The sequence below is a fragment of the Streptomyces sp. DSM 40750 genome, assembly GCF_024612035.1.
Taxonomy (GTDB): Bacteria; Actinomycetota; Actinomycetes; order Streptomycetales; family Streptomycetaceae; genus Streptomyces.
In genome coordinates, this window is the sequence record NZ_CP102513.1 from 8,198,450 (window position 1) to 8,212,177 (window position 13,728).

Sequence of the window (13,728 nt, forward strand, 5' to 3'; positions counted from 1 at the left end):
GAAGGTCGAGCAAGGCCGAGTACCTTCCGAGTGCGCCGGGGAGTGGCACCCGGTTTGCCGAGCAGAAGTATCCGAGTACGAAGTAGTACGAGTGGTACGAGCAGTGTGAGCAGTACGAAGCGTTCGAATACGGCGAAGTACGTCTAGCAGGAACGGTCGACCCTTGCGGGAGGGACACAGTGGAGTCTGGCGCAGCGGCGCGGGGCACTAAGGCGCGCGCGAAAGGCGGACAGTCCCTGAACGACCAGCGCAAATCACGCAAACCGCACAATGGGACCACCACCGTGGACACGGCGGCTCTGAAGCGGCTGCTCACGGCCCTGGAGGCGATGCGGGACGGCAACTTCCGCAAGCGGCTCACCGTCTCGGGTGACGGCGTCATGTCCGAGATCGCCGCAGTGTTCAACGAGGTGGCGGACCGGAATCTGCATCTGACCGGCGAGTTGTCGCGGGTGCGGCGCATGGTGGGGCGTGAGGGAAAGCTCACCGAGCGGTTGGAGACGGGGGCGAGCGAGGGGTCCTGGGCCGCCGCGATCGACGCGTCGAACGCGCTGGTCGACGACCTCGTACGGCCTGTTTCCGAGGTCAGCCGGGTGCTGTCGGCCGTCGCGGAGGGTGATCTGTCGCCGCGTATGGAACTGCGGACGCAGGCGCCGGACGGGACGGGGCATCCGCTGCGCGGGGAGTTCCTGAAGGTCGGGCGCACGGTCAACAATCTGGTCGACCAGCTGTCGACGTTCACCGATGAGGTCACGCGCGTGGCCAGCGAGGTGGGCACCGAGGGCAAGCTGGGCGGGCAGGCCAAGGTGCGCGGGATGTCCGGTTCGTGGAAGGACCTGACGGAGTCCGTCAACACCATGGCGTATCGGCTCACCGCACAGGTGAGGGACATCGCGCTGGTGACGACCGCGGTCGCGAAGGGTGACTTGTCCCGGAAGGTCACGGTTCATGTGGCCGGCGAGATGCTGGAGCTGAAGGAGACCGTCAACACGATGGTCGACCAGCTCTCCGCGTTCTCCTCCGAGGTGACGCGAGTCGCCCGTGAGGTGGGCACCGAAGGGCAGCTTGGCGGTCAGGCCGAGGTGCCGGGTGTGGCCGGTGTGTGGAAGGAGCTCACCGATTCGGTGAACACCATGGCCGGCAATCTCACCGCGCAGGTGCGGGGGATCGCCCAGGTCACCACCGCTGTCGCCAACGGTGATCTGTCTCAGAAGGTGACCGTGCCCGCACGCGGTGAGGTCGCGAAGCTCGCTGAGACGATCAACCAGATGACCGAGACGCTGCGGATCTTCGCCGACGAGGTCACGCGGGTGGCCAACGAGGTCGGTGCCGAGGGGCGGCTCGGCGGTCAGGCGCAGGTGCCGGGCGCGGCGGGAACGTGGAAGGACCTCACCGATTCGGTGAACACCGTCTTCCGGAACCTGACGATTCAGGTGCGGGACATCGCGGCGGTGACCACGGCCGTGGCCAACGGCGACCTCTCGCAGAAGGTCACCGTTGACGTGGCCGGCGAGATGCTGGAGCTGAAGAACACCGTCAACGGGATGGTCGACCAGCTCTCCTACTTCGGCGCCGAGGTCACGCGGGTGGCCAACGAGGTGGGTGCCGAGGGACGGCTGGGCGGTCAGGCGAAGGTGCCGGGCGCGGCCGGTACGTGGAAGGACCTGACGGACTCCGTCAACACGGCGTTCCGGAACCTCACCGGACAGGTGAGGAACATCGCGGCGGTGACCACGGCCGTGGCCAACGGCGACCTCTCGCAGAAGGTCACCGTCGATGTCGCGGGCGAGATGCTCGAAATGAAGAACACCGTCAACACGATGGTGGACCAGCTGTCGAGCTTCGCCGACCAGGTGACCCGGATGGCTCGGGACGTGGGCACGGAGGGCCGTCTCGGCGGTCAGGCCCGCGTGGACGGCGTATCGGGTACGTGGAAGGAACTGACCGACTCCGTCAACTCGATGGCGGGCAACCTCACCTCTCAGGTGCGCAACATCGCGCAGGTGACGACGGCTGTGGCGCGCGGTGACCTCTCCCAGAAGATCGACGTCGACGCGCGCGGCGAGATCCTGGAGCTGAAGAACACCATCAACACGATGGTGGATCAGCTGTCGTCCTTCGCCGACCAGGTGACCCGGGTCGCCCGTGAAGTGGGTACGGAAGGACGGCTGGGCGGACAGGCGCGGGTGCCCGGTGTCGCCGGTGTGTGGCACGACCTCACCGAGTCCGTGAACGGCATGGCCGGCAATCTGACCGACCAGGTCCGCAACATCGCGCAGGTCGCCACGGCGGTGGCCCGCGGTGACCTCTCCCAGAAGATCACCGTGGACGCGCGCGGCGAGATCCTGGAGCTGAAGAACACGCTGAACACGATGGTGGACCAGCTGTCGTCGTTCGCGGAGGAGGTCACCAGGGTCGCCCGTGAGGTGGGCACGGAGGGCCAGCTCGGCGGTCAGGCCGAGGTGCAGGGCGTCTCCGGCACCTGGAAGGACCTCACGCAGTCGGTGAACTTCATGGCGAACAACCTGACGATCCAGGTGCGCCAGATCGCTGAGGTCACGACCGCGGTCGCCAAGGGCGATCTGTCGAAGAAGATCACCGTCGACGCGAAGGGCGAGATCCTCGAACTCGTCACCACCGTCAACACGATGGTGGATCAGCTGTCGTCCTTCGCCGAGCAGGTGACCCGGGTGGCCCGTGAGGTGGGCACCGAGGGCATCCTCGGCGGCCAGGCGCACGTGCCGGGCGTCACCGGCATCTGGAAGGACCTCAGCGGCAATGTGAACCTGATGGCCAAGAACCTGACCATGCAGGTGCGGAACATCTCCCAGGTCGCGGCCGCCGTCGCCAACGGCGACCTGACCCGTACGGTGACGATCGAGGCGCGCGGCGAGGTCGCGCAGCTCGCCGACACCTTCAACAGCATGGTGAAGACGCTGAGTTCGTTCGCCGACCAGGTCACCAAGGTGGCCCGTGAGGTGGGCACGGACGGCATCCTGGGCGGCCAGGCGCACGTACCGGGCGTGGCGGGTACGTGGAAGGACCTCACCGAGTCCGTGAACTCGATGGCGTCCAACCTCACCGGGCAGGTCCGCAACATCGCGATGGTGACGACCGCCATCGCCAAGGGCGATCTGACCAAGAAGATCGACATCGACGCGCGCGGTGAGATCCTGGAACTCAAGACCACGATCAACACGATGGTCGACCAGCTGTCGTCCTTCGCCGAGGAGGTCACCCGCGTGGCCCGCGAGGTGGGCACCGAGGGGCAGTTGGGCGGTCTGGCGCGCGTGCGGGACGTCGACGGCACCTGGCGGGACCTCACCGAGTCGGTGAACGAGATGGCCGGGAACCTGACCCGGCAGGTGCGCGCCATCGCGCGCGTGGCCACCGCGGTGACCCGGGGTGACCTGAACCTCAAGATCGACGTCGACGCGTCCGGCGAGATCAAGGAGCTGCAGGACTACATCAACAAGATGATCGCCAACCTGCGCGACACCACGATCGCCAACCAGGAGCAGGACTGGCTCAAGGGCAATCTCGCCCGGATCTCCGCCCTGATGCAGGGTCGCCGGGATCTCGACGACGTGGCCTCGCTGATCATGAGCGAGCTGACGCCGGTGGTGTCCGCGCAGCACGGTGCGTTCTTCCTGGCGCTGCCGTTCCTCGACGGCAAGGACCTGGCCCCGGATGACGAGGAGCAGTACGAGCTGCGCATGCTCGGCTCGTACGGCTACTCCATGGGCTCGATGCCGACGTCGTTCCGGCCGGGCGAGGCGCTGGTCGGGACGGCCGCTCAGGAGAAGCGCACGATCCTCGTGGAGAACGCGCCGAGCGGCTATCTGAAGATCTCCTCCGGGCTCGGCGAGGCGCCCCCGGCGCAGGTCATCGTGCTTCCGGTGCTCTTCGAGGGGACAGTGCTCGGTGTCATCGAGCTGGCGTCGTTCACGCCGTTCACGCAGATCCAGAAGGACTTCCTGAACCAGATCGCGGAGATGATCGCGACGAGCGTCAACACCATCTCCGTCAACACCAAGACCGAGGTGCTGCTGAAGCAGTCGCAGGAGCTGACCGAGCAACTGCGTGAGCGGTCCGACGAGTTGGAGAACCGGCAGAAGGCCCTCCAGGCGTCCAACGCCGAACTGGAGGAGAAGGCCGAGCTGCTGGCCCGGCAGAACCGCGACATCGAGGTCAAGAACACCGAGATCGAGGAGGCGCGGCAGGTCTTGGAGGAGCGCGCCGAGCAGCTCGCGGTGTCCATGCGCTACAAGAGCGAGTTCCTCGCGAACATGTCGCACGAGCTGCGCACCCCGCTCAACTCGCTGCTGATCCTCGCCAAGCTGCTCGCCGACAACGCCGAGTCGAACCTGACGCCCAAGCAGGTCGAGTTCGCCGAGACGATCCACGGAGCGGGCTCGGACCTGCTCCAGCTGATCAACGACATCCTGGACCTGTCGAAGGTCGAGGCGGGCAAGATGGACGTCTCGCCGACCCGCATCGCGCTCGTCCAGCTCGTCGACTACGTGGAGGCCACCTTCCGGCCGCTGACCGCGGAGAAGGGCCTCGACTTCTCCGTACGGGTCTCGCCGGAGCTGCCCGCCACGCTGCACACGGACGAACAGCGACTATTGCAGGTGCTGCGGAACCTGTTGTCCAACGCGGTGAAGTTCACCGATTCCGGGGCCGTCGAGCTGGTCATCCGGCCGGCCCGCGCGGATGTGCCGGTGGCCATCAGGGAGCAGTTGCTGGAGGCGGGCTCGCTGCGGGACGCGGACGCCGACATGATCGCGTTCTCGGTGACGGACACGGGCATCGGTATCGCGGCCAGCAAGATGCGGGTCATCTTCGAGGCGTTCAAGCAGGCGGACGGCACCACGAGCCGCAAGTACGGCGGTACGGGTCTGGGGTTGTCCATCTCGCGGGAGATCGCCCGGCTGCTGGGCGGCGAGATCCACGCGCAGAGCGAGCCGGGACGCGGCTCCACCTTCACCCTGTATTTGCCGCTGCACCCGAGCGAACTGCCGCCCCAGGGCTACGCGCACAACGCGTCCGCCGCGCTGGGGGCCGGGGAGTTGCTGGCCTCGGAGGACGAGTTGGCCGAGCGCACCGAGACGCCGGCCGAGGTGAAGTCGTACCGCGAGACCCAGAACGGGGCCGCCGCGCTCTTCAGGCGGCGCCGCAGGGGCGTGTCGGCGGGTTCTCCGTCCGCCCTGCCCGGTCAGGGCAATGGGCAGGCACAGGAACACTGGGCGCAGCAGGCCGCCCAGGAGGCGGCGGCGCAGTCGCGCCGGACGGTCCGGTTCGACGGCGAGAAGGTGCTCATCGTCGACGACGACATCCGCAACGTCTTCGCGCTCACCAGCGTCCTGGAGCAGCACGGCCTGTCCGTGCTGTACGCCGAGAACGGCCGTGAGGGCATCGAGGTCCTGGAGCAGCACGACGATGTGACGGTCGTTCTGATGGACATCATGATGCCCGAGATGGACGGGTATGCGACGACCACGGCCATTCGCCGGATGCCCCAGTTCGCCGGACTGCCGATCATCGCGTTGACAGCCAAGGCGATGAAGGGCGACAGGGAGAAGGCGATCGACTCGGGAGCCTCCGACTATGTGACGAAGCCGGTCGATCCGGATCATCTGCTGTCGGTCATGGAGCAGTGGATGCGGAGTGAGTGACAGGGGGCGCGGCAGGCGGTCGCAACCCGTTGAGGGGCGCGCGGACTTGCTGACTGACTGTGGCCGCGGCCGTGTAGAAACGCGGGATTCGGGGAACCTTCTGGTCCCCTGCTGCGTTTCTGCTACGAGCACAGTGACATCATGGTGACAGGGTGTGGCGACGGGCGGGGTGCGGCTACGATGACCGGCACAAGGACGGGTGGCGCGAGGGAGTCGTCCCCTGGGGTGACGCCGAGTGGTGTCACGTCGAGTCCTGCGGACAGGGGAGGCCCCAAGCCGGGGCGAGGAGGGCGGGCCATGGTGCAGAAGGCCAAGATCCTCCTGGTCGATGACCGGCCGGAGAATCTGTTGGCGCTGGAGGCCATTCTCTCCGCGCTCGATCAGACACTGGTGCGGGCATCGTCCGGGGAGGAAGCGCTCAAGGCGCTGTTGACGGACGACTTCGCGGTCATTCTGCTGGACGTCCAGATGCCGGGAATGGATGGTTTCGAAACGGCCGCGCACATTAAGCGGCGCGAACGGACCCGGGACATCCCGATCATTTTTCTCACCGCCATCAACCACGGCCCGCACCACACGTTCCGTGGGTACGCGGCGGGTGCGGTCGACTACATCTCGAAGCCGTTCGACCCTTGGGTGCTGCGTGCCAAGGTCTCCGTCTTCGTCGAGCTGTACATGAAGAACTGCCAGCTCAGGGAGCAGGCGGCGCTGCTGCGGCTTCAGTTGGAGGGCGGCGGAAAGGGTGCGGCGGGCGGCTCCAAGGAGCCCTCCGGCGGCATTCTCGCCGAACTCTCCGCGCGGCTCGCGGCCGTCGAGGAGCAGGCCGAAGCGCTGTCCAAGCAGCTCGACGACGACTCCGCGGACGCCGCCGCGGTGGCCACAGCGGCCCATCTCGAACGCAAACTCACGGGCCTGCGCAGGGCGCTGGACGCGTTGGAGCCGGGCACGGGCGGACCTGCCTCGGTGCCGTCGCAGAACTGAGTACGTTCCTGAGCGCGGGCCGGGGCCACCCAAGTGGTCCGGGCCCGCGCCCAGTTGTGACCAAGGTCGGCCGGGCTGAGGGCCTGTCAGGCCGTGTCAGCTTCGGGCCTTCACGTACGCGACACGAACGGGTGAAGCAGTAGGCACACGTGTCGGCTGTGGCCTCCACCGGTAACCTCACACTCATGGCCTCACGTCAGTCCGCAGCGAAGAAGCCGCCCGCGAAGAAGGCGGCCGCTCCGACGAAGGCTCCGGCGAAGAAGGCCCCCGCGAAGAAAGCCGCCGCCAAAAAGGCACCCGCCAAGAAGGCGACGGCGAAGAAGACGGCCCCTCCGAAGCCGGCGCCCAATCCGACCGGAGGCGTGTACAGGCTCGTACGCGCCGTCTGGCTCGGTGCCGCACACGCCGTCGGCGCCGTCTTCCGCGGCATAGGGCAGGGCGCGAAGAATCTCGACCCGGCGCACCGCAAGGACGGTGTCGCGCTGCTGCTGCTCGCCCTCGCCCTGATCGTCGCCGCCGGCACCTGGTCCAACCTGCGCGGCCCGGTCGGCGATCTCGTCGAGATGCTCGTGACCGGCGCCTTCGGCCGGCTCGACCTGCTCGTGCCGGTACTGCTCGCGGTCATCGCCGTACGGTTCATCCGGCACCCCGAGAAGCCCGACGCCAACGGCCGCATCGTCATTGGCCTCTCCGCGCTCGTCCTCGGCGTCCTCGGCCAGGTCCACATCGCGTGCGGGGCGCCCGCCCGCAGCGCCGGCATGCAGGCGATAAGGGACGCCGGGGGGCTCATCGGCTGGAGCACGGCCACCCCGCTGACGTACACCATGGGCGAGGCCCTCGCCGTGGCGATGCTCGTGCTGCTCACGGTCTTCGGGCTGCTCGTGGTCACCGCGACGCCGGTGAACGCGATTCCGCAGCGGCTGCGGCTCCTCGGGCGGAAGCTGGGCATCGTCGCGGACGACGAGGACGACGACGAGTACGACGAGGACGGCGCGCGCTACGACGAGCAGTGGCGCGATGCGCCGCCCCCGCGCCGCCGCAGGCGTGGCTCCGCCCCCGAGTCGTACGACCCCGACGGCGCCGAGCAGGAGGCCCTCTCCCGGCGCCGCCCCAGGCGCTCCGCCGTACGGCAGCCCGACCCGGACCGGCCGATGGACGCGGTGGACGTCGCCGCGGCCGCCGCTGCCGCGCTCGACGGGGCCGTGCTGCACGGGATGCCGCCCTCGCCGGTGGTCGCCGACCTCACCCAGGGCGTCAGCGTCGGGGACCGCGAGGAGACGACCCCCGTCCCGGCCGCGCGCAGCAAGCCGCCCCAGCAGGAAGCGCCGGCCGCCAAGCCGCCCAAGGGGGCCAGGCAGGACGCCCTGGTGCCGGACCTCACCAAACAGGCCCCCGACGCGCCCCGCGAGCTGCCGCCGCGTGCTGAACAGCTTCAGCTCTCCGGCGACATCACCTACGCCCTGCCCTCGCTCGACCTCCTGGAGCGGGGCGGCCCCGGCAAGACGCGCAGCGCCGCCAACGACGCCATAGTGGCCTCCCTCTCGAACGTCTTCTCCGAGTTCAAGGTCGACGCCTCCGTCACCGGCTTCACCCGCGGGCCGACGGTCACGCGCTACGAGGTCGAGCTGGGTCCGGCGGTGAAGGTCGAGCGGATCACCGCGCTCACCAAGAACATCGCGTACGCCGTCGCCAGCCCGGACGTGCGGATCATCAGCCCGATCCCCGGTAAGTCGGCCGTCGGCATCGAGATCCCCAACACCGACCGCGAGATGGTCAACCTCGGTGACGTACTGCGCCTCGCGGACGCGGCCGAGGACGACCACCCGATGCTGGTCGCGCTCGGCAAGGACGTCGAGGGCGGTTATGTGATGGCCAATCTGGCGAAGATGCCGCACGTGCTCGTCGCAGGTGCGACCGGCTCGGGCAAATCGTCGTGCATCAACTGCCTGATCACCTCGGTCATGGTCCGCGCGACCCCCGAGGACGTCCGCATGGTCCTCGTCGACCCCAAGCGCGTCGAACTGACCGCGTACGAGGGCATCCCGCACCTGATCACGCCGATCATCACCAACCCCAAGCGGGCCGCCGAGGCGCTCCAGTGGGTCGTGCGTGAGATGGATCTGCGCTACGACGACCTGGCGGCGTTCGGCTACCGGCACATCGACGACTTCAACGAGGCCATCAGGAACGGCAAGGTGAAGCTGCCCGAGGGCAGCGAGCGCGAGCTCCAGCCGTACCCGTATCTGCTGGTGATCGTGGACGAGCTGGCCGACCTGATGATGGTCGCGCCGCGGGACGTCGAAGACGCGATCGTGCGCATCACGCAGCTCGCGCGCGCGGCCGGCATCCATCTGGTGCTCGCCACGCAGCGGCCGTCCGTGGACGTCGTCACCGGTCTGATCAAGGCGAACGTGCCCTCGCGTCTCGCCTTCGCCACCTCCTCGCTCGCCGACTCGCGCGTCATCCTCGACCAGCCCGGTGCCGAGAAGCTCATCGGCAAGGGCGATGGGCTCTTCCTGCCGATGGGGGCGAACAAGCCGACCCGTATGCAGGGCGCGTTCGTGACCGAGGACGAGGTCGCGGCGATCGTCCAGCACTGCAAGGACCAGATGGCGCCCGTCTTCCGGGACGACGTCACCGTGGGCACCAAGCAGAAGAAGGAGATCGACGAGGAGATCGGCGACGACCTCGACCTGCTGTGCCAGGCGGCCGAGCTCGTCGTCTCCACCCAGTTCGGCTCGACCTCCATGCTCCAGCGCAAGCTCCGCGTCGGCTTCGCCAAGGCCGGGCGGCTGATGGACCTCATGGAGTCCCGGGGCATCGTGGGGCCGAGCGAGGGCTCCAAGGCACGTGACGTTCTTGTGAAACCCGACGAACTGGACGGCGTGCTGGCAGTGATCCGGGGGGAGACTGAGGGATAAGGGCCGCAGCAGGAATCGCGGAGGGGCCCAGCAGGGGCGCACGACCGGTGACATCCGGTTGGCCGACGGGCGGAACGCGGATGGGATTTCGACATCCGGGTATTCGAACGTGACCTACCCGTAAGGAAATGGTGAGCAACCGTTTCCCTTCGGCGTACGTCAAGTTGGAGGAGGGGAAAGCCTCCTGCCCCACCCTCACCACCAGCAGGATGACCGGCCATTCTGATGGCGTACAAAGTCCCACCGCCCGGTTGCCCCACCCTTTCGTACCCCCCCTAGACTGAACCTCCAGCACAGGTGGCTACACGCTCGAAAGGCGCCCCCGTGTCCATCGGCAACTCCCCTGACGGCAACTTCCCCGAAGACGAGCGTCCGTTCGAAGACGACCGTGACGAACGCTCGGCGGAACGCCCCTCGATCGGCCGTGCCCTCCAGCAGGCACGTATCGCGGCCGGGCTGACCGTCGACGACGTCAGCAACGCCACCCGGGTCCGCATCGCCATCGTGCACGCGATCGAGCAGGACGACTTCGCCCCCTGTGGTGGCGACGTCTACGCGCGCGGTCACCTCCGCACCCTCGCGCGCGCGGTGCGCATCGATCCCGTTCCGCTGCTCGCGCAGTTCGACGAGGCGCACGGCGGGAGGCCCGCGCCGACCCCGGCGGCCCCGCTGTTCGAGGCGGAGCGCATCCGGCCCGAGCGGCGCGGCCCCAACTGGACCGCCGCCATGGTCGCCGCGATCGTCGCGGTGATCGGCTTCGTCGGCTTCACCGCGTTCAACGGCGGCGACGACGGCGACAGTACGCAGGTCGCCGAGGGCTCCACACCGACCACCAGCAAGCCCGCCTCGCCCACGCCCAAGGCCGACAAGCCCGACGCCGACCCGAAGCCCGACCCGACCGACAGCGCCATCGCGGCCGCGCCCCGCGACAAGGTGACCGTCCAGGTCAGCGCCGCCGACGGCCGCAGTTGGATCTCAGCCAAGGACCACAACGGCCAGCTCCTGTGGGACGGCCTCCTCAAGCAGGGCGAGACCAAGACCTTCCAGGACAGCTCCAAGATCGATCTCGTCCTCGGCGACGCCGGGGCCATCCAGCTCTACGTCAACGGCAAGAAGATCAAGGACGACTTCCAGCCCGGCCAGGTCGAACGCCTGACGTACACGAAGGGCGACCCCGAGGTCGGATAGGCGGACCTCGCCGGGGTACGCACAGGCACCGCAAAGGGAAACGAACGCACGGGGTTGGCCAAGATCGGCCAACCCCGTCGACGTGGGCTGTCTGTGGGACGAAGTAGTCTTGAGCCCATGCCTGAACGCCGTACCGTCGCACTCGTCACTCTTGGCTGCGCCCGTAACGAGGTGGACTCGGAGGAGCTCGCAGGCCGCTTGGAGGCGGACGGCTGGGAGCTCGTCGAGGACGCCGAGGAAGCGGACGTCGCGGTCGTCAACACCTGTGGCTTCGTCGAAGCCGCCAAGAAGGACTCCGTCGACGCGCTCCTGGAGGCCAACGACCTCAAGGGACATGGCAGAACCCAGGCCGTCGTTGCGGTCGGCTGCATGGCCGAGCGGTACGGCAAGGAGCTCGCCGAGGCGCTGCCCGAGGCCGACGGCGTGCTCGGCTTCGACGACTACGCGGACATCTCCGACCGCCTCCAGACCATCCTGAACGGCGGCATCCACGCCTCGCACACCCCGCGCGACCGGCGCAAGCTGCTGCCGATCAGCCCGGCCGAGCGCCAGGAGTCCGCGGCCGAGGTCGCGCTTCCGGGGCACGCCCCCGTCGATCTCCCGGAAGGCCTCGCTCCGGCTTCCGGGCCGCGCTCACCGCTGCGCCGCCGTCTGGACGGCTCGCCTGTCGCCTCCGTGAAGCTCGCCTCCGGCTGCGACCGCCGCTGCTCCTTCTGCGCCATCCCCTCCTTCCGCGGCTCCTTCATCTCGCGCCGTCCCTCGGACGTGCTGAACGAGACGCGCTGGCTGGCCGAGCAGGGCGTCAAGGAGGTCATGCTGGTCTCCGAGAACAACACCTCGTACGGCAAGGACCTGGGCGACATCCGGCTGCTGGAGTCCCTGCTGCCCGAGCTCGCCGAGGTCGACGGCATCGAGCGGGTGCGTGTGAGCTATCTCCAGCCCGCCGAGATGCGGCCGGGCCTCATCGACGTGCTCACTTCCACACCCAAGGTCGTGCCCTACTTCGACCTGTCCTTCCAGCACTCCGCCCCCGCCGTGCTGCGCTCGATGCGCCGCTTCGGCGACACCGACCGCTTCCTGGAACTGCTCGACACCATCCGTGGCAAGGCCCCCGAGGCCGGGGTGCGGTCCAACTTCATCGTGGGCTTCCCCGGCGAGACCGAGGACGACCTCGCGGAGCTGGAGCGGTTCCTGAACGGCGCGAGACTGGACGCCATCGGTGTCTTCGGGTACTCCGACGAGGAGGGCACCGAAGCGGCGACGTACGAGAACAAGCTGGACGAGGACGTGGTCGCCGAGCGCCTCGCGCGCATCTCGCGGCTGGCGGAGGAGCTGGTCTCGCAGCGCGCCGAGGAGCGTGTCGGACAGACCGTGCGCGTGCTGGTCGAGTCGGTCGACGGGGACGAGGGCGCCTACGGCCGGGCCGCGCACCAGGCGCCCGAGACGGACGGTCAGGTGCTGTTCACGAGCGGCGAGGGTTTGAGCGTCGGCCTTATGGTCGAGGCGAAGGTGGTCGGCACCGAAGGCGTCGACCTGGTGGCCGAGGTGCTTCCGGGCTCGCTCGGTTCCCTCGTGTGTACTGAGGAGGCGGCCAGATGACGGGAGTCCCGGCATCCGCGGCGGGCGGCACCTCCGGCGCCAAGGGCGCTACCAGCGCCTCCGGCGTTCCCAGCGCCCCGAGCGCTCCCGGAGGCCCGAAGTCCGTGCGGGGCGGGAAGCTGGGCGCTGCCGCCGTCAACCAGGCCAGCCTCTGGAACATCGCGAACATCCTCACCATGGTCCGCCTGGTGCTCGTGCCGGGCTTCGTCGTGCTGATGCTCATGGACGGCGGGTACGACCCGGTCTGGCGGGCCTGGGCATGGGCCGCCTTCGCCGTCGCCATGATCACCGATGTCTTCGACGGCCACCTGGCCCGGACGTACGACCTCGTCACCGACTTCGGGAAGATCGCCGACCCCATAGCCGACAAGGCGATCATGGGTGCCGCGTTGATCTGTCTGTCGTCCCTCGGTGATCTGCCCTGGTGGGTGACGGGGGTCATCCTCGGCCGGGAACTCGGGATCACCCTTCTGCGTTTCATCGTCATCCGGTACGGAGTCATCCCGGCCAGCCGCGGCGGCAAGCTGAAGACCCTCACGCAGGGCGTGGCCGTCGGGATGTACGTCCTGGTGCTGGAGGGGCCCCTGGCCACCCTGAGGTGGTGGGTGATGGCCGGGGCGGTCGTCCTGACCGTCGTCACCGGACTCGACTATGTGAGACAGGCCATTGTGCTGCGCCGGCAGGGAATCGCCGAGCGCGAGGCCGCGGCGGAGGAGGCGGAACGTTGACTTCCACGACCGCCGACGTGCTGCGACTACTGACGGTGAGGGGCGAGACGCTCGCTGTCGCCGAGTCGCTGACCGGTGGTCTGGTCGCGGCCGCGATCACCGCGGTCCCGGGGTCCTCCAAGGTCTTCCGGGGCTCGGTCACCGCGTACGCCACCGAGCTGAAGCACCAGCTGCTCGGTGTCGATGCCACCCTCCTGGACCAGCATGGAGCGGTGGATCCGCAGGTCGCGGCCCAGATGGCGGAGGGCGTACGCAAGGCGCTCGGCGCCGACTGGGGGATTTCGACCACCGGAGTCGCCGGCCCGGAACCACAGGACGGCCAGCCCGTCGGCACGGTCCATGTGGCCGTCGCCGGGCCCTCCGCGACGGTTTCCGGCGTATTCGGTGGCGGGAAAGTGTCGTCGTTGCGGTTGAACGGCGGCCGGACGGAAATCCGTATGGAGAGTGTACGGAGCGTACTCGCACTGCTCCTTCAGGAGCTTGCGGGCGAACAGACCGGGAATGAGCGGGCACAGGATACGGAACAGAACGGGGGGACTTGATGTTTGCAGCCCTGAGTGAACACAACAGCGCTCCCCGCACGGCCGCAGCGCAAGGCGGTACGGTGGGGCGTGAAGGATGCGGCTACGCGGT

7 protein-coding genes are annotated in these 13,728 nt (G+C 68.4%); all 7 read left to right on the forward strand.

What is annotated here, in order from left to right:
- Positions 1 to 179 precede the first annotated feature (179 nt).
- The 7 genes from JIX55_RS36540 (at position 180) to JIX55_RS36570 (ending at position 13,637) form a co-directional block, all read left to right on the forward strand.
- Positions 180 to 5,678: a HAMP domain-containing protein gene (locus JIX55_RS36540; RefSeq protein ID WP_257567488.1), complete on the forward strand. Its 5,499-nt coding sequence runs from the start codon at positions 180 to 182 to the stop codon at positions 5,676 to 5,678.
- A 297-nt stretch (positions 5,679 to 5,975) separates the two neighbouring features.
- A complete protein-coding gene (locus JIX55_RS36545) occupies positions 5,976 to 6,659 on the forward strand; it encodes a response regulator (RefSeq protein WP_055538482.1) in 684 nt (227 codons plus the stop codon).
- A gap of 185 nt (positions 6,660 to 6,844) precedes the next feature.
- A complete protein-coding gene (locus JIX55_RS36550; protein WP_257567489.1) occupies positions 6,845 to 9,580 on the forward strand; it encodes an FtsK/SpoIIIE family DNA translocase in 2,736 nt (911 codons plus the stop codon).
- Positions 9,581 to 9,904: 324 nt separating this feature from the next.
- The gene (locus JIX55_RS36555; RefSeq protein WP_257567490.1) at positions 9,905 to 10,768 is read left to right on the forward strand and encodes a helix-turn-helix domain-containing protein; all 864 of its coding nucleotides are present in this window, start codon (positions 9,905 to 9,907) and stop codon (positions 10,766 to 10,768) included.
- Between the two features lie 117 nt (positions 10,769 to 10,885).
- Complete coding sequence (gene rimO, locus JIX55_RS36560; protein WP_257567491.1) at positions 10,886 to 12,367, forward strand: 30S ribosomal protein S12 methylthiotransferase RimO; 1,482 nt, start codon at positions 10,886 to 10,888, stop codon at positions 12,365 to 12,367.
- Positions 12,364 to 13,095 carry a CDP-diacylglycerol--glycerol-3-phosphate 3-phosphatidyltransferase gene (pgsA, locus tag JIX55_RS36565; RefSeq protein ID WP_257567492.1) on the forward strand — a complete coding sequence of 244 codons (732 nt, stop codon included), beginning with the start codon at positions 12,364 to 12,366 and terminating at the stop codon, positions 13,093 to 13,095. Before rimO ends, pgsA begins: the two co-directional genes overlap by 4 nt.
- Positions 13,092 to 13,637, forward strand: coding sequence for a CinA family protein (locus tag JIX55_RS36570; RefSeq protein WP_257567493.1), 546 nt, complete (start codon positions 13,092 to 13,094; stop codon positions 13,635 to 13,637). The genes pgsA and JIX55_RS36570 overlap by 4 nt, the downstream gene beginning before the upstream one ends.
- The last annotated feature ends 91 nt before the right edge of the window (positions 13,638 to 13,728 follow it).

What these genes read in the sequence shown, in the direction of transcription:
- JIX55_RS36545 (WP_055538482.1), top strand. Translation starts at nt 5,976, where the DNA reads ATGGTGCAGAAGGCCAAGATCCTCCTGGTCGATGACCGGCCGGAGAAT.
- JIX55_RS36550 (WP_257567489.1), top strand. Translation starts at nt 6,845, where the DNA reads ATGGCCTCACGTCAGTCCGCAGCGAAGAAGCCGCCCGCGAAGAAGGCG.
- rimO (WP_257567491.1), top strand. Translation starts at nt 10,886, where the DNA reads ATGCCTGAACGCCGTACCGTCGCACTCGTCACTCTTGGCTGCGCCCGT.
- pgsA (WP_257567492.1), top strand. Translation starts at nt 12,364, where the DNA reads ATGACGGGAGTCCCGGCATCCGCGGCGGGCGGCACCTCCGGCGCCAAG.